The 20,327-nt window shown below is 70.3% G+C and carries 22 protein-coding genes and 1 tRNA gene; 9 read left to right on the forward strand and 14 right to left on the reverse strand.

From position 1 onward, the window contains the following. Nucleotides 1-24: 24 nt before the first annotated feature. Genes F6A08_RS06265 through idi form a run of 7 tightly spaced genes read right to left on the reverse strand, consistent with a single transcriptional unit; the run spans nt 25 to nt 5,698 of the window. Nucleotides 25-918: a prenyltransferase gene (locus F6A08_RS06265; protein ID WP_151458930.1), complete on the reverse strand. Its 894-nt coding sequence runs from the start codon at nt 916-918 to the stop codon at nt 25-27. Continuing rightward, complete coding sequence (locus F6A08_RS06270) at nt 915-1,256, reverse strand: lycopene cyclase domain-containing protein (protein ID WP_151458931.1); 342 nt, start codon at nt 1,254-1,256, stop codon at nt 915-917. Before F6A08_RS06270 ends, F6A08_RS06265 begins: the two co-directional genes overlap by 4 nt. After that, nucleotides 1,253-1,600: a lycopene cyclase domain-containing protein gene (locus F6A08_RS06275; protein WP_151459119.1), complete on the reverse strand. Its 348-nt coding sequence runs from the start codon at nt 1,598-1,600 to the stop codon at nt 1,253-1,255. The genes F6A08_RS06270 and F6A08_RS06275 overlap by 4 nt, the downstream gene beginning before the upstream one ends. Then, the gene (gene crtI, locus F6A08_RS06280; RefSeq protein WP_151458932.1) at nt 1,600-3,192 is read right to left on the reverse strand and encodes a phytoene desaturase family protein; all 1,593 of its coding nucleotides are present in this window, start codon (nt 3,190-3,192) and stop codon (nt 1,600-1,602) included. The genes F6A08_RS06275 and crtI overlap by 1 nt, the downstream gene beginning before the upstream one ends. Beyond that, nucleotides 3,189-4,094 (reverse strand): phytoene/squalene synthase family protein, encoded by a 906-nt coding sequence (locus F6A08_RS06285; RefSeq protein ID WP_151458933.1) that lies wholly within the window; start codon nt 4,092-4,094, stop codon nt 3,189-3,191. The genes crtI and F6A08_RS06285 overlap by 4 nt, the downstream gene beginning before the upstream one ends. After that, nucleotides 4,091-5,173: a polyprenyl synthetase family protein gene (locus tag F6A08_RS06290; RefSeq protein WP_124896155.1), complete on the reverse strand. Its 1,083-nt coding sequence runs from the start codon at nt 5,171-5,173 to the stop codon at nt 4,091-4,093. The genes F6A08_RS06285 and F6A08_RS06290 overlap by 4 nt, the downstream gene beginning before the upstream one ends. 3 nt (nt 5,174-5,176) lie before the next feature. Next, complete coding sequence (idi, locus tag F6A08_RS06295; protein ID WP_017201372.1) at nt 5,177-5,698, reverse strand: isopentenyl-diphosphate Delta-isomerase; 522 nt, start codon at nt 5,696-5,698, stop codon at nt 5,177-5,179. Nucleotides 5,699-5,775: 77 nt separating this feature from the next. Here idi and F6A08_RS06300 point away from each other — a divergent pair, with 77 nt between their 5' ends. Continuing rightward, entirely contained in the window at nt 5,776-6,381 is a 606-nt protein-coding gene (locus tag F6A08_RS06300; protein ID WP_017201371.1) for a MarR family winged helix-turn-helix transcriptional regulator, read from the forward strand. Nucleotides 6,382-6,408: 27 nt separating this feature from the next. Here F6A08_RS06300 and F6A08_RS06305 read toward each other — a convergent pair whose 3' ends face one another. Further along, nucleotides 6,409-6,771, reverse strand: coding sequence for a histone-like nucleoid-structuring protein Lsr2 (locus F6A08_RS06305; protein ID WP_151459120.1), 363 nt, complete (start codon nt 6,769-6,771; stop codon nt 6,409-6,411). 80 nt (nt 6,772-6,851) lie between these two features. Then, complete coding sequence (locus F6A08_RS06310; RefSeq protein WP_017201369.1) at nt 6,852-7,706, reverse strand: LuxR C-terminal-related transcriptional regulator; 855 nt, start codon at nt 7,704-7,706, stop codon at nt 6,852-6,854. 112 nt (nt 7,707-7,818) lie between these two features. Between F6A08_RS06310 and F6A08_RS06315 the strand changes: the two genes are divergently transcribed. After that, nucleotides 7,819-8,166, forward strand: coding sequence for a DUF485 domain-containing protein (locus tag F6A08_RS06315; RefSeq protein WP_017201368.1), 348 nt, complete (start codon nt 7,819-7,821; stop codon nt 8,164-8,166). Beyond that, nucleotides 8,163-9,800 (forward strand): solute symporter family protein, encoded by a 1,638-nt coding sequence (locus F6A08_RS06320; RefSeq protein WP_151458934.1) that lies wholly within the window; start codon nt 8,163-8,165, stop codon nt 9,798-9,800. Before F6A08_RS06315 ends, F6A08_RS06320 begins: the two co-directional genes overlap by 4 nt. Nucleotides 9,801-9,878: 78 nt before the next feature. On the opposite strand, the gene F6A08_RS06325 is transcribed toward F6A08_RS06320, so the two are convergent. Next, the gene (locus F6A08_RS06325) at nt 9,879-10,391 is read right to left on the reverse strand and encodes a methylated-DNA--[protein]-cysteine S-methyltransferase (protein WP_151458935.1); all 513 of its coding nucleotides are present in this window, start codon (nt 10,389-10,391) and stop codon (nt 9,879-9,881) included. Between the two features lie 179 nt (nt 10,392-10,570). On the opposite strand from F6A08_RS06325, the gene F6A08_RS06330 reads away from it, so the two are divergent. Together F6A08_RS06330 and F6A08_RS06335 are read left to right on the forward strand one after the other, a co-directional pair. Further along, nucleotides 10,571-14,284, forward strand: coding sequence for an AAA family ATPase (locus tag F6A08_RS06330; protein ID WP_404810432.1), 3,714 nt, complete (start codon nt 10,571-10,573; stop codon nt 14,282-14,284). Continuing rightward, the gene (locus tag F6A08_RS06335) at nt 14,281-14,484 is read left to right on the forward strand and encodes a hypothetical protein (RefSeq protein ID WP_017202732.1); all 204 of its coding nucleotides are present in this window, start codon (nt 14,281-14,283) and stop codon (nt 14,482-14,484) included. Before F6A08_RS06330 ends, F6A08_RS06335 begins: the two co-directional genes overlap by 4 nt. Nucleotides 14,485-14,567: 83 nt before the next feature. Here F6A08_RS06335 and mscL read toward each other — a convergent pair whose 3' ends face one another. Genes mscL through F6A08_RS06350 form a run of 3 tightly spaced genes read right to left on the reverse strand, consistent with a single transcriptional unit; the run spans nt 14,568 to nt 15,898 of the window. Further along, nucleotides 14,568-14,990: a large conductance mechanosensitive channel protein MscL gene (gene mscL / locus F6A08_RS06340; protein ID WP_017202731.1), complete on the reverse strand. Its 423-nt coding sequence runs from the start codon at nt 14,988-14,990 to the stop codon at nt 14,568-14,570. Between the two features lie 23 nt (nt 14,991-15,013). After that, the gene (locus F6A08_RS06345) at nt 15,014-15,286 is read right to left on the reverse strand and encodes an FmdB family zinc ribbon protein (RefSeq protein WP_017202730.1); all 273 of its coding nucleotides are present in this window, start codon (nt 15,284-15,286) and stop codon (nt 15,014-15,016) included. A 15-nt stretch (nt 15,287-15,301) separates the two neighbouring features. After that, complete coding sequence (locus F6A08_RS06350; RefSeq protein ID WP_151458936.1) at nt 15,302-15,898, reverse strand: 5-formyltetrahydrofolate cyclo-ligase; 597 nt, start codon at nt 15,896-15,898, stop codon at nt 15,302-15,304. A 41-nt stretch (nt 15,899-15,939) separates the two neighbouring features. Here F6A08_RS06350 and galU point away from each other — a divergent pair, with 41 nt between their 5' ends. The 4 genes from galU (at nt 15,940) to F6A08_RS06370 (ending at nt 18,546) form a co-directional block, all read left to right on the forward strand. Continuing rightward, on the forward strand, nt 15,940-16,827 hold the full coding sequence (galU, locus tag F6A08_RS06355) for a UTP--glucose-1-phosphate uridylyltransferase GalU (protein WP_017202728.1): 888 nt from the start codon (nt 15,940-15,942) through the stop codon (nt 16,825-16,827). 43 nt (nt 16,828-16,870) lie between these two features. After that, nucleotides 16,871-17,482 carry a GNAT family N-acetyltransferase gene (locus tag F6A08_RS06360; RefSeq protein ID WP_017202727.1) on the forward strand — a complete coding sequence of 204 codons (612 nt, stop codon included), beginning with the start codon at nt 16,871-16,873 and terminating at the stop codon, nt 17,480-17,482. 93 nt (nt 17,483-17,575) lie between these two features. Next, nucleotides 17,576-18,421: a hypothetical protein gene (locus tag F6A08_RS06365; protein WP_151458937.1), complete on the forward strand. Its 846-nt coding sequence runs from the start codon at nt 17,576-17,578 to the stop codon at nt 18,419-18,421. A 52-nt stretch (nt 18,422-18,473) separates the two neighbouring features. Then, nucleotides 18,474-18,546, forward strand: a tRNA-Ala gene (locus F6A08_RS06370). Nucleotides 18,547-18,650: 104 nt separating this feature from the next. Here the strand turns inward: F6A08_RS06370 and F6A08_RS06375 are convergent. Continuing rightward, nucleotides 18,651-20,327 carry a dipeptide ABC transporter ATP-binding protein gene (locus tag F6A08_RS06375; RefSeq protein WP_225855753.1) on the reverse strand — a complete coding sequence of 559 codons (1,677 nt, stop codon included), beginning with the start codon at nt 20,325-20,327 and terminating at the stop codon, nt 18,651-18,653.

The raw sequence follows: 20,327 nt of genomic DNA on the forward strand, positions 1-20,327 counted from the left end.
CTTCCGGAAGGCGGGTGCGCGTGGTCAGGAGACCCACGCCAGGATGAGGATCATGGTCGCGAGGAACCCCGCGACATAGTTGAGGGCGATGAAGCGGCGCCACGCGCGGTTCGTCGACGCCGAGGTCGCGTCCGTCACGTTCCACCACGGGGCGGCGTTGACGAGATACGGCAGCGCGAGGACCGCGGCCAGCGGTCCCGGCCACGGCGTCAGCAGCATCGCGGCTCCCGCGACCACCCAGAGGACGAGCGCCAGGCGCACGGTCGCCCGCGCGCCGATGACCGTCGCGATCGAGGAGATCCCCGCCTCGCGGTCGGGCCCGATGTCCTGCACGGCTCCGAAGGCGTGCGCGGCCATGCCCCAGAGGAAGAACGCGCTCAGGGTGAGCACGACCGCGGGTGTGACGGGAGCGCCGGCCAGCGCGAGTCCGACGATCGCGGGGCTCACGAAGTGGGTGCTCGAGGTGAGCGAGTCGAGGAACGGCCGTTCTTTGAACCGCAGGACCGGCGCGGAGTAGGCGATGACGGCGAAGACGCTCACGGCGAGCCAGATCCATGACGCCGGGTTCCCCACCGCCACGAGGTAGACGAGGAACGGGATGTTGGTCAGCGCAGCAGCCCACAGCGTCGCACGGTGGAGGCGCGGAGACAGGAGCGCGCCTTCGATGCCGCCCTTGCGCGGGTTCGCGAGGTCGGAGGCGTAGTCGAACACGTCGTTGATCCCGTACATCGCCAGGTTGTACGGGATGAGGAAGTACACCGCTCCGATCACGAGCGTGAGGTCGACCTCGCGCGTCGTGAGGAGGTAGGCGGCGGCGAAGGGGAAGGCGGTGTTGATCCAGCTGATCGGCCGAGAGGAGAGCACGATCTGGGCGATCGCGCCGCCCACGCCTGCGCGGCCGGAGGGGTGGGCGCTCATGCCCCGCCCTCCTCGCGGTCGATCGACGGCTCGCGGCGCGAGCGACGCGAGTGCAGTGCGGTCCACAGTGCGGGCAGCAGCAGCACTCCGGCGAGCGGATAGGCGAAGTCCTCGATCGGCGCGAGCCCGATGTGCGCGCCGGCGAGCTGTCCTGGCGCGTAGTGGAAGAGCCCTGCGGCGATCATGACGGTGTCGAACACCGCGGTGAGCAGCAGCAGCGTGAGCGCGGTGAGGCCCAGAGCCGCCGCATGCGGACGCCGACGCGTGATGAGCGCCGCGCCGAGACCGCCGAGAGCGGCGACGGCGAGGAACACGGCCGACAGGGAGAGGTAGCTCATCGTCCGGCTCCCGTCCCGGCTGGTCGCCCGCGTCGGTGTTCGAGGATCCGGGCGGCGCCGGAGTAGATCACCATCGTGCACACGACGAGGAAGACCAGGAACACCGGCTCCTCGATCGGCAGCTCGGGCGCGAGCAGCAGACCGGTGGCGATCACGCCCTCTCCTCGGAAGAAGATCCCGTTGACGATGCCGGCGGCATCCCAGAGCAGGAAGAAGGTGAACCCGACAGCCGTCACGATCGCCGCGGATACGGCGTCGCGCCAGAAGAACAGCCGGAACCGCCAGTCGAGCAGGAGCATGCACCCGAGCGAGACGAGCAGAGCGGCGAGGTAGATCGCGCCCATCATCGCGCCGCCTCGCCGGCGACCGGCTCGTCGAGCGGACCGGGGGAGTGGTCGCCGCGTACGCGCTTCAGCACGAGCTCGGCGCTGATCAGGCACATCGGGACCCCGACGCCCGGCGCGGTCGTGGCTCCGGCGTAGAACAGGCCCTGCACTCGGCGGGAGGCGTTCTGGGCGCGGAACATCGCGCTCTGCGACAGGATGTGCGCAGGGCCGAGCATGCCACCGCGCCAGGAGCGGTAGTCCGCGTGGAAGTCCGCTGGGCCCTTCGTCTCCCGTACGACGATCCGCTCGCGCAGGTCCGGAATCCCGGCCCATGCTGCGATCTGGTCGATCGCGGCATCGGCGGCCTCCTCCACGCGCGGAGAGCCCGAGCCGTCAGGCCCGCCGCCGCCGAGGTCGACGTCCGCGGGCACGGGGATCAGCACGAAGAGGTTCTCGTGGTCGGCCGGGGCGACGTCCGGATCGGTGGCGCTCGGTCGGCAGACGTAGATCGACGCCGGCGCGGGCACCGAGGGCGACGGACCGAAGATCGCGTCGAAGTTCGCGTCCCAATCGTCCGTGAAGAACAGCGAGTGGTGCGGAAGCTGGGGGAGGGTGCCGCGAACGCCCAGCATCACCAGGACGCCGCCGGGGCCACTGGTCCGCCGAGCCCACCACGACTCGGGGTAGGACTGCAGCGAGCGGGGCAGCAGGGCGGTCTCGGTGTGGTGCAGGTCGGCGGCGGACACCACGATGTCCGCGCTCTCGACGTGGGTGTGCCCCGCCTCGTCCCGCCAGCCGACCCCGGTCGCGTGAGGGGCGCCGCCGATGTCCTGGGTGCGGATGCCGGTGACGTCGGCGCCTGTCACGATCCGGACTCCCGCCTCGCGGGCGAGTCCTTCGATCCGCTCCACCACGCGCCAGAAGCCGCCCTGCGGGTAGCTGACGCCCTGGTCGAGGTCGAGTGCGCTCATCAGGTGGTACATCGCCGGGGCGCTGCGCGGGTCCGTGCCGAGGAAGACCGCGGGGTATCCGAGGATCTGGCGGATGGCCGGATGCCGGAAGCGCCGGGCGGCGAAGGCCTGCAGACGCGTGCCCAGCAGGGCCGCCAACCGCGGCAGCGCGCGCAGCACGTCCGGAGCGGCGAGAGAGCGCAGCCGGGTGAAGGGGTTGTAGAGGAAGTACCTCTGCGCCATCGTCCCGGCGTGCTGCGCGGAGTCGAGGTACGCGTCGAGGGCCCCCGTCGAGCCGGGCTCCAGGGTCTCGAAGAGGCGGGTGACCGCGTCCCGACCCGCCGGCACCGTCACCGGTCCGTCCGCGGCATCCGAGGAGTCGGGGGAGCGGAAGACCCGGTACCCGGGATCGAGGCGCACCAGGTCGAGCTGCTCGGCGGTCGAGGTTCCCATCATCGCGAAGAAGTGGTCGAAGACCTCGGGCATCAGGTACCACGACGGACCAGAGTCGAACCGGAATCCGTCGCGCTCGATCGTGCCGGCGCGTCCGCCGACGCGGTCGTTCTTCTCCAGCACGACCACGTCGTGGCCCTCTTTCGCGAGCAGCCCCGCCGTCGCGAGACCGGCGACACCGGCGCCGATCACCACCACGCGGCTCATCGGTCCCGCTCCAGCGCGGTGACCAGGAGCGCGCGGGAGGCGAGTGCCGCCTTGACCGGATCCGGCACGCGGACGCGGCGTCGATAGAGCTCCTCGACCGGTGTTCTCGCGACGCGTCGGGTCAGGGCGGCGAACAGGGCGAGCGCACTGCGCACCGCCGCGCGGGCATCCCTGGGCAGCAGCGGGATCGCCGCGCGGGCATCCTCGAGCTGCTGCGTGATCGTCTCGACCCACGCGTCGCGCTCGGCGTCCGTCAGCCGCTCGGCCCCGCCGAGGTATCCGCGGTGCAGGCGATCCGTGTCGTCGGCGAGGTCGCGCAGGAAGTTCACGTTCTGGAAGGCGGCGCCGAGCCGGCTGGCACCGTGCCGGAGCGTCTCGAGCTGCTCGGGCGTGCGCTCGACCCCGCGCAGGAACACCTGCAGGCACATCAGGCCGACGACCTCAGCGGAGCCGTGCACATAGGTCGCGTGCGCGTCCGCGTCGTAGGCGGCGAACCCGGAGTCCGTGGCGATGTCGGCCCGCATCGAGGCGAAGAAGGGGCCGGTGAGGTCCTCGCCGATCGCGCACTCGCGGGCCGTGCGCGCGAATGCATGCAGGATCAGGTCGCTGCTGTAGCCGGTGCGCATGGATCGATGGGTCTCGGCGATGTACGACTCGAGAGCGGCGGACTGCGCTCCGGCATCGAGCCCGGCCTCCGCGGCGACCCCGTCGACGATCTCGTCGGCGATGCGCACCATCGCGTAGATGTTGCGGACATGCTGGCGATGCCGCGCGCCGAGCAGGCGTGTGGCGAGCCCGAAGGAGGTCGAGTAGGTGCGGATCACGTCGGTCGTGGCGATCTCCGCCGTCCGGTTGAAGCGCTGGAGGGCGGCCCGGTCCGGGCCGTCGGCAGGGGTGTTCATTCGCTGCGGCCCTCGATGCGCGAGGCGAGCTGGAGGATGGTGTGCGCGACGGCCGGGGGCAGGGTGCCGTCCGCCTCCGCTTCGGCGAGGACGGTCGAGGCCGCGGCGAGCTGCTCCTGCACGAGGCCGCGGACGAAGTCCTCCGCGCCGCACTCGCGCAGTCGATCCCGCATGTCAGTGGCCTCCGAGGGCGTCAGGTCGGCGGTGCCGAAGCGGAGCTCGATGCTCGGCCAGTGCCCGGTCATCCTGGCGTACGCGACGATGGCCGTCTCCTTCCCCTCGCGGAGGTCGGAGAACGGGTCCTTGCCGTGCCTGTCGGCGTCGCCGAACACCGAGAGCAGGTCGTCCTGCAACTGGTAGGCGAGGCCGAGGTGGCCGCCGATCGCCGCGAGGTGCTCCTCCGCCGCGGGTGCGGCTCCGGCCAGCACGGCGGCGGCGCGCAGGGGGAGCACGAAGGAGTACGTCGCGGTCTTGTGGGCGCTGGTCGCGAGGATGGTCCGCAGATCGGGCGTGATCACTCCGTCGCTCAAGGCGACGTCGGCGTGCTCGCCGGCGACGGTCTCCAGGATGGTGTGCTCCAGCAGGGCGAGCAGTCGGTCGCGGGTGTCGGTGCTCGCGTCGACACGGGCGAAGCCGATGGTCGCCGAGGTCAGCAACAGGTCGCCGAGCAGGATCGCGCTGGATCGCGCCCAGTGCAGGACGGGCTCGGAGGGGTCGACCCCGTGCCGCTGCGCGAGCGTTCCGATCAGGTTCGGCCGGCGGCGGCGGAGGAGGTCGCCGTCGATCACGTCGTCGTGCAGGAGGAAGGCGAAGTGCAGCATCTCGACGTCGACGGCGATGCCGATCGCGCGCTGCGTCTCGTCCTTCGAGAGGCCGTGCGGAGACAGCGCGCGCAGCAGGTCGAGCAGCAGCCGCGGCCGCAGGAGCTTGCCGCCGGTGGCGTGTTCGGCCGCGGTCTGCCACAGGGCGACGAAGTCGGTCCCGTAGCGCTCGGCCGCGGCGGCGCGCTCGGCGAACCGCAGACGCAGAGCCTCCTCGATCCGCGTGCCGAGATCCTCGACCGTCGCCGTTGCGGACATCGGTCAGACCTCGCCGAGCCGATGCAGCTGGGGCAGCTGCTCCACGAGCCAGGGACTGAACGCGAACGGCGCCGAGGCGACGGCCTCGATGAAGGCCTCGATCTCGACCCACGCCCATTCGGCCACCTCGTCGGGGTCGGCGGACGGCTCGTCATCGACCACCGCGATGTGCACGGGGCAGATCTCGTTCTCCACGATGCCGCTCGCATCGACGGCGCGGTACCGGTAGTCGGGGAGCACGAGGCGGACGGCGCTCAGGCGAAGGCCCAGCTCGTCCGCGGCGCGGCGGCGCACGGCGTCGAGCATCTCCTCGTCGGGTCGGGGGTGGCCGCAGAAGCTGTTGGTCCACACCCCCGGCCACGTGCGCTTGGAGAGGGCGCGGCGCGTGACGAGCAGTCGTCCGTTCCGGTCGAGCACGTAGCACGAGAAGGCGAGGTGCAGGGGGGTGTCGGTGGTGTGGACCTCGCTCTTCGGCAGGACGCCGACAGCGGTCCCGTCTTCGGCGAGGAGCGTCACGTCGTCCATGGCGTCCTCTCGACCTCTTTAGCTAACCAAGTGAATAATCAACTTAGCATGAAACTGTTCGTGTGTAACATGATCGCATGGACAGCGCGCGCGGCACCACCCCGGTCCCCGGTGCGCCTGCACACGACGGCCTCAGCCACGCCGCGATCTACGACGTCGAGGCCAGCGATCCGCGCAGTACCCTCGTCGATCGCACCGGCGTCCCTCCGGAGGACCTGCGTCAGATCGCCCTGCTGATGGAGGCGCTCGGCAATCTGCGCGATGCCGAGCAGCGCCTCTCCCAGGCCTCGCGCCGCTACATGCAGCTGAACGAGACGGACATGCGGGCGCTGCACTACCTGATCGTCTGCGCGAACCGCGAGCTGGTCGCGACGCCGAGCGGCATCGCCGGACACCTCGGGGTGTCGACGGCGGCGACCACGAAGCTCCTCGACCGGCTGGAGCGCGGCGGGCACATCCAGCGCTCGCCGCACCCCACGGACCGGAGGGCGCTGGCGATCACGATCACGCCCGAGACCAGGCACGCGGCGATGGAGACGGTGGGGCGGCAGCAGGCCAAGCGCTTCTACGCGGCGGCGCGACTGACGCCGGCCGAACGCGACGTCGTGATCCGATTCCTCGAGGACATGACCGAGGAGATCACGCTGCGCGACGAGCCGTGGTTGCCGAAAGCGGAGGAATAGGACTCCTCCGTCCGCCCCGTCGGACGGTCAGTGTGCGGCGCGGTACGCCTCGAGAACCGACGCGGGAATACGACCGCGCTCCGAGAGGCTGTAGCCGTTCTCATTCGCCCAGGTGCGGATCGCGGCGACCTCGGGATTGCGCGCCGGACGCTTGCGCGAGGAAGAAGTGCGGGAAGCGCTCGACCCCCGCGACGCGGCGGAGGACCCGGCGCGCCGACCTGCGGAGATATACGGCTCGAGCGCCTTTCGCAATTCCTCGGCGTGCTGCGCATTCAGGTCGATCTCATAAGACGCGCCGTTGAGCGAGAAATGCACCGTCTCGCCTTCGCCGACCTCCAGGACGCTGCCATCGATGTCGTCGACCAGCTGGTGCACAATTCGTCTCGCCATGAAAGGGACTTTACCCGCCGAGTGGAAAGCGGACAACCGCGCATTTCGGCGCGTGTCATCATTCGATGTCCGGTGGGCGATCAGGGCAGGAGCCCGGCCCGGCGGGCGCGGGTCACGGCGGCGTGGCGCGTCGAGGCGTCGAGCTTGGACATCGCCGTCCCCAGATAGGCCTTCACGGTCCCTTCGCGGAGCCCGAGCTGAGACGCGATCTCGGCGTTGGTCGACCCCAGGGCCGCACAGGCCAGCACGTCGGTCTCCCGCGGAGAGAGGTGCACGGTGGGGATCGCGCCCGTCGTCGCCGGCACCGCGTCTCCCGCGAGCGTGAGCAGACGGCGCTCGACCTGCGCGATACGGGCACGGATGTCGGCGTCGTCCACGGAGGCGGCGATGCTGCGGAGCTCCGCGAAACTCTCGCGCAGCTCCTCGCGCTGCGGTGGCGCGACCGCATCGCTCGCCGGTGCGGCCTGCAGCCGACGCTGCACCTCGTCGCGGATGCGGAGCTCGTCCGCGACCGACTGGGCCACCTGCATCGCGGGCGCCGTCGTGATCCCGCCGATCTGCTCCTCGTTCCACGCCCCCGCGTAGAGCACACCGCGCGATCGGCCCTGTACGACGATCGGCAGCGCGAGCAGGGTGCGCAACCCCTCGCCGAGCACGAACACGTCGTAGTCGTGCGTGATCTGCTGCGACGACCCGTAGTCGCTGGTCATCCGCGGGCGGAGCTCGATCATCGCGCGACCGCCGAGTCCGCGCTCGGGGCGGACCCGCAGACCGTCCAGAGAGCGGGTGCGCGCGCCCACGATGCTGGTCACGCTCACGACGCCCTCTTCGATGAGACCGCCGAAGGCGACGGGGAAACGCGTACGCCTGGCCAGCTCGCGCACCGCGTTGGCGACGAGCTCGGCCTCGGATTCGAGGGTGACCGTTGCGCTCAAGACGATTACCTACTTCCGGGGGTGACGACGCCGTTCCCCGTTTCGTAGCGTCGACCCTACCACTCGCGCGATCGGCTCGTGCGAGGACCCTGACATGTGGCAAGGAGGCCCCATGAGCGACCAGACGCACGCAGCACCGGACGGCGGGATCGATTACATCGCCGTCGAGCAGTCTCCGCGATTCCTCGCATTGAAACGCAAGCAGAGATCCTTCATCTTCCCTCTCGCGGCTTTCTTCCTCATCTGGTATTTCGTCTATGTGCTGCTCGCGGCCTTCGCGACCGACTTCATGGGACAGCGGGTCTGGGGCGATATCACCGTCGGTCTGCTCTTCGGGCTCGGGCAGTTCGTCACGACATTCGCGATCACCATGGCGTACGTGTCTTTCGCGAATAGGAAACTCGACCCGCTCTCCGCCGAGATCCGCGAAGACCTCGAGAAGGCGCAGGCGCAGGCATGAGCGACATTCGCACCGCGACGGAGGCCGTCGAACTCGAGATCAATCCGGTCCTCAACATCTCCATATTCCTGGCATTTGTGGCCGTGACGCTGTTCATCGTCATCCGCGCGAGCCGCAACAACAAGACCGCCGCCGACTACTACGCGGCCGGACGCTCCTTCACCGGTCCGCAGAACGGCTTCGCCATCGCGGGCGACTACCTCTCCGCGGCCTCGTTCCTGGGCATCTGCGGCGCCATCGCGATCAACGGCTACGACGGATTCCTCTACTCGATCGGGTTCCTCGTCGCCTGGCTCGTCGCCCTGCTGCTGGTGGCCGAGCTGATGCGCAACACCGGGAAGTTCACGATGGCCGACGTGCTGTCGTTCCGGCTCAAGCAGCGTCCCGTGCGGATGGCGGCGGCCATCACCACCCTCGCGGTGTGCTTCTTCTACCTGCTGGCGCAGATGGCGGGAGCGGGAGGGCTGGTGTCTCTGCTCCTGGGCATCGACGGTCGTCTCGGCCAGTCGATCGTGATCGCCGTGGTGGGCGTGCTGATGATCGTGTACGTGCTGATCGGCGGCATGAAGGGCACCACCTGGGTGCAGATCGTCAAGGCGTTCCTCCTGATCGGCGGCGCGCTGGCGATGACGATCTGGGTCCTCGCGATCAACGGCTTCAGCCTGAACACGCTTCTGGAGGCGGCGGTCGCGAACTCCGACAAGGGCGATGCGGTGCTCAAGCCCGGTCTGCAGTACGGCGCGAACCCCTGGGACTTCCTCTCGCTCGGGATGGCGCTCGTGCTGGGCACGGCGGGACTGCCGCACGTCCTGATGCGCTTCTACACGGTGCCGACCGCCAAGGAGGCCCGTCGCTCCGTCGTGTGGGCCATCTGGCTCATCGGCGGCTTCTACCTGCTGACCCTCGTGCTCGGCTACGGGGCGGGGGCGCTCGTGGGCGCCGACGTCATCGCGGCGGCGCCCGGCGGCGTCAACTCCGCCGCGCCGCTCCTGGCGCTCGAGCTGGGCGGCCCGGTGCTCCTCGGCTTCATCTCCGCTGTCGCGTTCGCGACGATCCTGGCGGTCGTCGCCGGGCTGACCATCACGGCGGCTGCGTCGTTCGCGCATGACATCTACGCCAACGTGATCCAGAAGGGCAGGAAGGACGCGGCGGGCAAGCCGGTCGAGGCCGATCCGAACGGTGAGGTCCGCGTGGCGCGACGCACGGTCATCGTGATCGGCATCCTCGCGATCATCGGCGGGATCGGCGCTCAGGGGCAGAACATCGCGTTCCTCGTCGCGCTCGCCTTCGCGGTCGCCGCGTCGGCGAACCTCCCCACGATCCTGTACTCGCTGTTCTGGCGGCGGTTCACCACCCGCGGCGCGGTCTGGAGCATGTACGGAGGCCTGGGATCCGCCATCCTGCTGATCATCCTGTCCCCGGTGTTCTCCGGTACGCCGACCTCGATGATCCCGGGGATCGACATCGCCGTCTGGCCGTTGAACAATCCGGGCATCGTCTCGATCCCGCTCGGCTTCCTGCTCGGCTGGCTCGGCACGATCACGAGCACGCGCAAGGAGTCGCCGCAGCTGGCCGCCGAGATGGAGGTGCGCTCGCTGACCGGTTTCGGTGCCGAGAAGGCCGTGGATCACTGACGGCGATCCACCGGTCCTGACGCGGACCGACGGGGACCCGGCGGCCTACACGCCGGGTCCCCGTCGCCTGTCGTCCGGTCAGCCGGCTTCGAGGTCGAGGAGGAATCGCTTGCGCTCCGGGTGCGCGCCGTACTGGCCGATGCTGCCGTCGGAGCGGACCACGCGATGCACGGGCACGATGATCGAGAACGGGGTCAGGCGACAGGCCGTGCCGACGGCGCGCGCGGCACCGGGATGCCCCGCGAGCACAGCGACCTCGCCGTAGCTCATGGTCTCGCCCCAGTCGATCGTGCAGATCGTCTGCAGCGCGGTGAGCGCGAACCCGTCCGCCAGGCGCCAGTCGAGGCGGACGTGCTCGTCGAAGCGGACCGGCTCGCCGTCGAAATAGCGGTCGAGGAGCTCGGTGAGCTCGTCGGCGGCTCCGGGGTCGTGCTCCGGGATCGCGCGCAGCTGGCGCGACACCCCTTCGAGGAGCCAGGGCACGCTCGGATCGTCGGACTCGGAGAGATCGAAGCGGACGATGCCCTCGTGGGAGAAGACCGCGAGAGCATCGCCGAAAGGCGTCGGGGCGAAGTCGTATCGGAAGGTCATGCCCCCATCCTGACCGGCCCCCGCGTGTGCGCCGCACCGCGGGTCCGTCGACGGTGGAGAACGTCGGCTCAGCCGGATCGATGCAGAACGAGTGCCGATCGCCCGCGGACAGGCGGGAATTCGGCGGAAACCCGCCCGGGTTACGCGTGCGGACGCGGTCGCGCGCCTAGGGTGTCAGTGTGTGGCGACGTGAAGAGAAGTCTGCGGGTGACACAGCGGCGGACGCTGCTGTGTCGCTCGGCGATCTGCACGATTCCACGACCGGTGTGGAGATCGCACACGCGGCGGAGGCCGAGCGCACCCGGCTGCGCGCGGAGGCGGCGGACCTGGGCGGCCCCTCGCCGCTGACCAGCTTCCGCGACCGCCCGGAATCCGGCATCGACATCTCCAAGGCGCACCCCGGCAGCCTGCCGCAGTTCATCACGGGCAAGTCGACGCTGCTGTCGAACCTGTTCCGCGACGAGGTCGGGCTGCGCACGGCGCGGCTCGCAGCCGAGCGCATCACCGCCAAGAACACCGAGCTGCGCACGGTCCGAGGGATCGAGGCCGTCCACCTCGCCGTCGGCGTCGCCCGATGGCGGATCGGGGGAGCGGACTTCGCGGCTCCGGTGCTGCTGCGCCCGCTGGCGATCCGTCGTCATCACTCGGATTTCGAGCTCAAGCTCCAGGGGGCCTTCGAGGTCAACCCCGAACTCGTCCGCATCGCCCGCGATCACTTCGGGCTCTCGATCGACGCCGCGGCGCTCGCCGCCCTCGCGTACGACGGCGGGATCTTCAAGCCGCAGCCGGTGATCGACAGCCTGCGCGCCATGACGCGTGCGATCGACACGTTCTCCGTCGAGCCGCGACTGGTGGTGTCGACGTTCGCCGATGTGTCCGGCGGGATGTCCCGCGACGGCGGCAGCCTCGACCATCAGCTCTTGAACGCGCTCGGGGGACACGCCGGTGACCGCGAGCAGGTCACCGCGCCCCGGGCGACCCCGCACCACGTCGGTCCGGATGACCGCGCACCGGCGTCGGACAACCTGCTCCTCGATGCGGACGCCGAGCAGGAGGCCGTGCTCGCCCGGATCGCCGCAGGACACTCCCTCACCGTGGCGACGCTGCCGGGCACCGGGGGAACCCAGACCGTGATCAACGCCCTCGGGGAGCTGGTCCGCGGGGGCAAGCGCGTGCTCGTCGTCTCCGCTCGTCGCTCCACGCTGGACGGGGTGCGGCACCGCCTCGCCGGGATCGGCCTCGACAGCCTCGCGGTCTCGCCGGCGAGCGTCCGCCGCGACCTGGTCAGGGCGATCGGAAGGAACGAGAAGGCGACCGCGCCCAAGGTCAGCGAGGTCGACGATGCGCTCGTGCGACTGCGCACGGTGCTCCGCGACTACCGGCGGGCGCTGACGGCCCCGGTGGCGGGGCTCAACGCCTCCGTCCTGGATGCGACCCGTCAGCTCACGCGCCTCGCCTCGCTTCCCGTGCCGCCGTCGACCACCGCCCGCCTCGGCACGGATGCGCTGCGCCGGCTCGCAGCGGACCGCACCGAGGCCGCGGAGGCGCTCGCCCAGGCCGCGCGCCTCGGCGAGTTCCGCTTCGGCCCGAACGACTCGCCCTGGTACGGCGTGACCTTCGCCAGCACCGAGGCTGCCCGCGCCGCCCACGAGCTGGCCGGCCGTCTGCACTCCTCGAGCGTGCCGACGCTCCTCGAGCGCGGCTACGAGCTGATCGCCCAGACCCACATGCGTCCGTTCGCGACCATCGACGAGCTCGGCGAGTACCTGCGACTGCTGCAGGGGATCCGCGACTCCCTCGACCGGTTCAGCCCGACCGTGTTCGAGCGGCCGCTCGGCGAGCTCATCCAGGCGCACGGCTCGCGTCGCGATGCGCCTGGTCTGTCCGGAGCGAACCGTCGCCGGCTGCGGCGTCTCGCGAAGGAGTACGTGCGCCCCGGCGTCCACGTCACCGAGATGCACGAGGCGCTGCTGCGCATCCAGGCCCAGCGCACGCAGTGGCAGCGCTTCGTCGAGGCCGGTGTCGCCCCGGAGATCCCGCTCGGCCTCGCCGACGTGTCGTCCGCGTGGCAGCGGGTCGAGGCCGAGCTCGCCGAGCTCGACGCCGCACTGGGACGCCGCGAGCCCCTGGCCTCGCTGCCGGTGGCCCGACTGGTGCGCACGCTCGCCGGCCTCGCCGCCAAGTCCGACGTCTTCGAGAACCTGGTCGAGCGCGCGCAGCTGCGTGACCGACTCGCTCTGCTGGGCCTGGGCCCTCTGCTGGCCGATCTGTCCGTGCGCCACGTCTCCGAGTCCCAGGTGGGGGAGGAGCTGGAGTTCGCGTGGTGGCAGTCGCTGCTGGAGCGCGCGCTGCAAGACGATCGTGCCCTCCTCGGGGCGAACACCGCCGTCGTCGACCGTCTGGAGCGCGACTTCCGGCTCGTGGACGAGGCCCACGCGGCGATGGCCGGTCCGTTGCTGGCGTGGCAGCTCGCCAACCAGTGGCGCATCGCGATCGTCGATGAACCGGAGCAGTCGCAGAACCTGCGACGGGCGCTGACGCAGCAGGCCACGAGCACCGCGCAGATCGTGAGCGCCGCGCCGACCCTGGTAGACGCGCTCGCGCCCGTGTGGATCTCTTCGCCGTACCTGGTGCCGGAGATCCCGGACTCCGTGGAGTTCGACGCCGTGCTCCTCGTCGATGCCGCGGCGATCAACCTCGCCGAGGCGGCCCCCTCGATTCGGCGCGCGCGTCAGATCGTCGCGTTCGGCGACCCGGTCACGCAGCGCCCGACGCCCTTCCACCTCGCCGTGGATCCCGACGAGTCCTGGGAGCCGGAGGTTCCCTTCGACGACGTCTCGGCATTCGAGCGGCTGTCCGAACTGCTGCCGGTGATGACCCTGACGCGCAGCTACCGCGCGGGAGGGGAAGACCTCGCCGAGCTGATCAACGACGCCTTCTACGGCGGGGAGATCGTCTCGCTGCCGTGGGCCGGTTCCTACCTCGGGCGCGGCAGCCTCACCGTCGACTACGTCGAGGGCGGGACGGGAACCCCCGACCCGATCTCGGGCGCGGTCGAGAGCCCGGATGCCGAGGTCGCCAGGGTCGTGACCCTCGTCGTCGAGCATGCCGTGCACCGGCCTGCCGAGTCCCTCATGGTCGTCACCGCGAGCGCGCGGCACGCGGAGCGCGTCCGCGCAGCGGTCACCGCGGCCTTCGCGGGACGCTCCGACGTGGCGGACTTCGTCGGACGGGACACGGCCGAGCCGTTCGCCGTCCTGACGCTCGAGGAGTCCGTGGCGGAGAGCCGCGACCGGGTGATCTTCTCGCTCGGATTCGGCCTCACCAAGCACGGGCGCGTGCTGAGCGACTTCGGCGACCTGTCCACCCCCGACGGGGAGCGGCTGCTCACGGTCGGGATGACGCGCGCGCGTCGGTCGATGGTCATCGTCTCCTCGATCCGCCCCTCCTCCTTCGACGACGGACGCCTCGAGCACGGAGCGGCGACGCTCATGTCGATCCTCGGCGGTCTCGCCGCGCGCGGCAGGGACGCCAGGCTCGAGGACCTCGCCGATCCGCTCACCCTCGCCCTGGCCCGCGAGCTGCGACGCCTCGGTGCCTCCGTCGACGTCGACTACCGTGGGCTGCTTCCCCTGGTGGCGCAGCACGGCGGCAAAGCCGTGGTCATCGAATCCGATCCGGAGACGCGGGGCGAGTCGCTGCGCGAGACGCTGCGGCTGCGCCCGCACGTGCTCCGGCGCCTGGGCTGGCACTATGTGCGCGTGCACGCCTTCGATCTGTACAGCGACCCGGTCACGGTCGCGAGCCGCATCGCCGCTGTCCTCGGCATCTCCGACTCCGCGCCGCGCGCGGAGAACGACACGCAGCCGATCGATCTCGGCGACGCGGGATGACCGACGAGCCGGACGGCTCCGCACCGCGTCAGCGCGTCGTGCGCATCGCGGGTTCGCGGCGAGCCCGGCTGACCCCGGTTCCCGGGAGCGATCCCGCGCCCGAGGCGAAGACCGACGACGCACCGCCGCCGGCTCGTCCGAAGGGCGCGAAGGGACCGAACGACGATCAGCTCCGGCAGGACGTGCCGCCGCACTACTGAGGACGCCGTGGGCCGAGGTGCGCCCGGAAAACGAGACGCACGGCCCTCCGGGGAGGACCGTGCGTCTGGATGTGCGAGAGGCGTCAGGCGCCGCGCTGCACCTTGAGCAGGTCGCGGATCTCGACGAGCAGCTCGGCCTCGGTCGCCGCTGCCGGCTCCTCCTCCGGCTCCTCGGCGGGCGTGCCCTTGCGTGCCTCGACGTGCGCCTTGAACGTGTTCATCGGCAGGACGAACACGAAGTAGACGACCGCGGCGACCGCGAGGAAGCTGATGATCGCGGAGATCAGGTCGCCGATCGGGAACGTGACGGTCTCGCCGTAGATGTTCGGGACCTGGATGCCGAACTGCCCGGCGGCGTCCGCCTTCAGGAAGAGGGCGATGAGCGGGTTGATGATGCTGTTGACGACGGCCGTGACGATGGCGGTGAACGCGGTGCCGATGACGACCGCGACGGCCAGATCGATGACGTTCCCGCGGAGCAGGAAGTCCTTGAAACCTTTGAGCATGGAAACCCCCAGTCGGATGGGCCTCAGTTCGAGGCGGGAGTCGACGCAGCGGCCGGTTTGGCGCTCGTCGTCGATTCCGACTTCGATGATGCCGAAGCATCCTTCGAACCCCCGGATTTGGCGCGCGAGTCCGTGCGATAGAAGCCCGAGCCGTTGAACGTCACGCCGATCGAGCCGTACTGCTTGCGCAGCGCGCCGCCGCACTCGGGGCACACCGTGAGCGCGTCATCCGAGAAGCTCTGCACGGCGTCGAACTGGTGCCCGCACGAGGTGCAGGCATAGGCGTAGGTGGGCATGGAGGTCCTTGCGGTTCAGCGTCGCCGAGGCGACAGGGTGAGCGTCTGCGACGGGGTGACGATGCCGTTCACCGGCTGGTCGTGCACCTCTCGCGGAAGTTCGTCGAGTACCTCGGAATCATAGATGACCGCGTACACGGGAGGGCACTTCTCCATCGAACCGATGGTCTTGTCGAAGTAACCGCGCCCCCAGCCCATGCGCATCCCGCTGCGGTCGACGGCCGCGGCCGGCACGATCATCAGATCCACGTCGTTGACCGCGATCGGGCCGAGCACCTCGCCCGTCGGCTCCGGCAGGCCGAACAGGCCCTCCGCCACCTCGTCGTCGTCCGTGGCCACGGCCCAGTCCAGCAGGCCGTCCGCGCGCGTGACGGGAAGGAGCACACGGATGCCCCGGCGCACCGCCCTGGTCACGAAGTCCCGCGTCCCGGGTTCGGTGGTCGTGGACAGGAAGCAGGAGATGGACCGCGCTCCGAGTTCGTCGATCAGCGCGTCGAGGCGTTCGCCGATCGCGGCGGCCGCGGCTTCGCGCTGCGGATCGGAGAGGAGCTGGCGTCGCTCGCGCAGCTCGGCGCGCAGCGCACGCTTGGCGTGTTCGACGTCGTTCGACATGGCTCCGAGTCTAGGGCGACGGTCACCGCTAGGCTGGGAGGATGGCTGACCACAAGATCAAAGCCGTCATTCCCGCGGCAGGACTGGGGACGCGATTCCTCCCCGCGACGAAGGCGATGCCGAAAGAGATGCTCCCCGTCGTCGACAAGCCGGCGATCCAGTACGTCGTCGAAGAGGCGGCCGACGCCGGCATCGAGGACATCCTGGTCATCATCGGCCGGAACAAGAACGCGATCTCCAACCACTTCGACTCGGTGCCCGAGCTCGAGGTGAAGCTGATGGAGAAGGGCGACACCGGTCGCCTGGAGCGGGTCATGAAGTCCAGCGACCTCGCGGACATCCACTTCGTGCGTCAGGGCGAGCCGAAGGGACTCGGTCACGCGGTGCTGCGCGCACGGACCCACGTCGGCGACAGCTCCTTCGCCGTCCTCCTCGGCGATGACCTCATCGACGAGCGCGACCCGCTGCTGACCGACATGATCGCCGAGCACGAGCGCACCGGCGCCGCCGTCGTCGCACTGATGGAGGTCGACCCCGACAGCATCCACATGTACGGCGCCGCTGCCGTCGAGCCGCTCGAGGGCTCCGACGCGGTCCGGGTCACGGGTCTCGTGGAGAAGCCCGCCAAGGAGGACGCGCCCTCCAACCTCGCGATCATCGGTCGCTACGTCCTCCCGGCATCCGTGTTCGACATCCTCGAGCGCACCGAGCCGGGCAAGGGCGGCGAGATCCAGCTGACCGATGCGCTGCAGGAGCTCGCGACCGACCCCGACGGCCCCGGTGTCGTCGGCGTCGTCTTCGGAGGCCGCCGCTACGACACGGGAGACCGGGTCGACTACATCAAGGCGATCGTGCAGCTGGCCTCGGACCGGGATGACCTCGGCCCGGAGCTGCGGCCCTGGCTCAAGGAGTTCGCGGAACGCCTCTAGGCGACTCCGCGGGCGTCGGTGCGGCATGGATTCGACGGCAGGAATGCGACACGGACCCATCGAACTGCGGCTGGTCCGTGCGAAGGACGCCCGAGCACTGCAGCACGAGCTGCTGTCGAATCGCTCCTGGCTGCAGCCGTGGGAGGCGACGGTCCCGTACGGGTCGGTCTCGTTCGACATGCGGCTGAGCATCCGACGTCTCCTCCAGCAGTATCGCGACGGCTCCGGTTACCCGTTCGTCATGGAGTACGACGGCGAGATCGCCGGGCAGCTCAACGTGTGGGGTGTCTCGCGCGGTTCGCTGTGCTCGGCGACGATCGGGTACTGGGTGAGCGAGCGGTTCGCCGGCAAGGGCATCACGCCGACGGCCGTGGCGCTCGCGACCGACGCCTGCTTCACGGAGTACGGACTGCATCGGATGGAGATCTGCATCCGCCCGGAGAACGCCGCGAGCCTCCGCATCGTCCAGAAGCTCGGCTTCCGGTATGAGGGGCTGCGTCGTCGGTACATCCATATCGACGGCGACTGGCGCGACCACTACGCGTTCGCTTTGACGCGGGAGGATGTGCCGCAGGGAGTGCTCGCGCGCTGGCTGAACGGCCAGGTGCCGCCCGAGGCCGCGACCGTCCCGCCGTCGGACCGCATCTCGCACTGAACGGCGGGGTCGCCGGTCGGATCCGGAAGGACTCGCGGCGACACGCGTCGCTCTGCACGGCCGCGCACCCCTGCACCCCTTAGCGTTGTCGATATGGACGGGCCGGTGCTGAGCGGGGGAGTGATCGTCCTCGTCGCTGTGCTCCTCTGGATGCTGTACCTGCTGCCTTCCTGGCGCGGGCGATTCCAGTACAACGCGGCCGAGCGCAACGCCGTGCGGCTGAATCAGGCGCTGCGCGTCCTCGCCGAGACGAGCGAGACTCCGGCCGAGGTGCGCATCGAACTCAATGCCCGCACCGCTCTGGCGCAGCAGAAGCTCGCGAAGCGCGTGCAGTCCGAACGGGAGGCCGCCGAGCTCGAAGCGCTGCGTGAGGAGCTCGCTGCGACCAGGGCCGATCCGGTGATCCGTCGTGCCCGCGCCCGTCGACGTGTCCGCGCCGCGGCCACCACGACACTCGTCCTCGGGCTCGCGCTCGCCGGACTCGGTGTCTGGCAGCTGCTCGCCGCGTCGTCCTCCGTGCTGCTGTGGATCGGCGGTGCGCTGGTCGTGCTCGCCGGGGTCACCCTGCAGCGGATAGCCGCGGTCGCCCGACGTGTCGCACGAGCCACCCACACCGTCGCCGTCCCGGCGGCGCCGCGCGTCGCTCCGGAGCTGCACGATCAGGGGCCCGCGACGTGGACCCCGAGGCCGCTTCCTGAGCCGCTCGTGTCGGTGGCCGGCTCGCGCGCTCAGGCGGCGCAGGCGCAGATCGATGCCCAGGAGCAGCGTCGCAAGGCCGCACGGGTCGCCGCCCTTCGGGAGCGCGCGGAGCAGATGGCCCCGCCCGCACCGACGCAGCTTCCCGCCGCATCGTCCCCCTACGCCCGGATGGGCTTCGTCGACGACGCCGAGATCGAGGCGCACGTGCGCGAACTCCTCTCCCGTCGCGCCGCGGGATGACCCTCCGCGGCGCGAGCGGCGTTTCGATCGTGATAACGTAGAACTCGTTCACGGGCCTATGGCGCAGTTGGTAGCGCGCCTCGTTCGCATCGAGGAGGTCAGGGGTTCGAATCCCCTTAGGTCCACCGTGAAGAGGGCCGGTCGGACATGAGAGATCATGTCCGACCGGCCCTCTCTCTTTCCCCTCCGGCCCGGCGAACCGGTGCAACCCGGGCCGCCCCTCCGCCGCTCAGAGCGTGGGAAGCGCCCGCAGCAGTTCCTGCGTGTAAGGGTGCGCGGGCGCACGGAAGATCTGCTCGGCATCTCCGTGCTCGACGACGACGCCGTCCTTCATGACGAGCACGCGGTCGCTGAGGTGATGGATCACCCCGAGATCGTGCGAGATGAACAGGTAGCTGAGCCCGTACTCGTCCTGCAGGTCCACGAGCAGATCGAGCACCTGCGCCTGCACGGAGACGTCGAGCGCTGACACCGCTTCATCGAGCACGATGATCTCGGGGGAGGTCGCCAGCGCCCTGGCGATCGCGATGCGCTGACGCTGGCCGCCGGAGAGGCGCAACGGGAAGCGCTCGCGGACGGACGCGGGCAGGGCCACCTGAGCGAGCAGATCGATGACGCGCTGCTCGCGCTGCCGTCGCGTCAGCCCGGCATCGGCGGGGATGGCGTCGAGCAGGATGCGCTCGGTGTTCCACCGCGGATCGAACGAGCTCAGCGGGTCCTGATACACGACGCCGATCCGTCGGCGCTGCGGTCGCCGGCGGGACTCCGAGACGGCGGACCACGGGGATCCGAGCAGCAGCACCTCGCCCTCGTCGGCGTGCTCGAGTGCGAGGGCGATGCGCGCCGTCGTGCTCTTTCCCGAGCCGGACTCGCCGACGATCCCGAGCGTCTCTCCGCGGCGCAGTGTGAACGACACGTCGTCGACCGCGGTGCTCAGCCTGCCGTCGGGGGAGACGAATCGCTTCACGAGGCCTCGGGCCTCCAGCACCGGCTCCCCGTTCACTCCCGATGAGGGCCGGGCGATGTGCAGGTTCGGGACGGTCCGCTCCTGCGGGGCGAGGCGCTCGCCGCGGGTGTGTCCGCTGGGGACGGCATCGACCAGGCTCTGCGTGTACGCGTGTCGCGGGGCTCCGAGCACCTGCGCGGCTGCGCCCTGTTCGACCACTTCGCCCTCGCGCATCACGAGGATGTCGTCGGCGAGCTGCGCGACGACGGAGAGGTCGTGGCTGATGAGGATGATGGATGCGCCGCGTGCCTTCGCGTCTTCCAGCAGCGAGAGCACCTGCGCCTGCACGGTCACGTCGAGGGCGGTCGTGGGCTCATCCGCGATGATGACCTCGGGGTCGAGGGCGATCGCGGAGGCGATCAGAGCGCGCTGCCGCAGCCCACCGGACAGCTCACCCGGTCGCTGCCGCGCGCGGAGTTCGGGCTGCGGCACGTCGACGCTCGCGAGCAGCTCGATCGCCTTCCGTCGGCGAACCGACCGATCACGCCAGCCGTGCAGGCGCAGCGCCTCCTCGATCTCCCGACCCACGGGGCGCAGCGGGTCGAGCGAGACGAGCGCGTCCTGCTGGATGAAGCCGATGCGCTTGCCGCGGATCCCTCGCCACGACCTCGCCGTCTGGGCGGTGAGGTCGGCATCGCCGAGGGAGAGCTCCTCCGCCTCGACGATCGCGCCCGCGCCGGTCAGTCCCGCCAGTGTCCGGGCGGTGACGCTCTTGCCCGAACCGGATTCGCCGACGATCGCGACGCATCGCCCGGCGGACAGCGTGAACGACACGTCGCGCACGATGCTCCTGGTCTCCCCGTCTCGCGTGAAGCCCACGTGCAGATTCCGTACGGTGAGACGCTCCCGCGGGCTCCCGCTCGCCGGAGACGATGCCGTGGTGAGTTCGGCGACGCTCAT

It is taken from the genome of Microbacterium algeriense (assembly GCF_008868005.1).
GTDB lineage: Bacteria > Actinomycetota > Actinomycetes > Actinomycetales > Microbacteriaceae > Microbacterium > Microbacterium algeriense.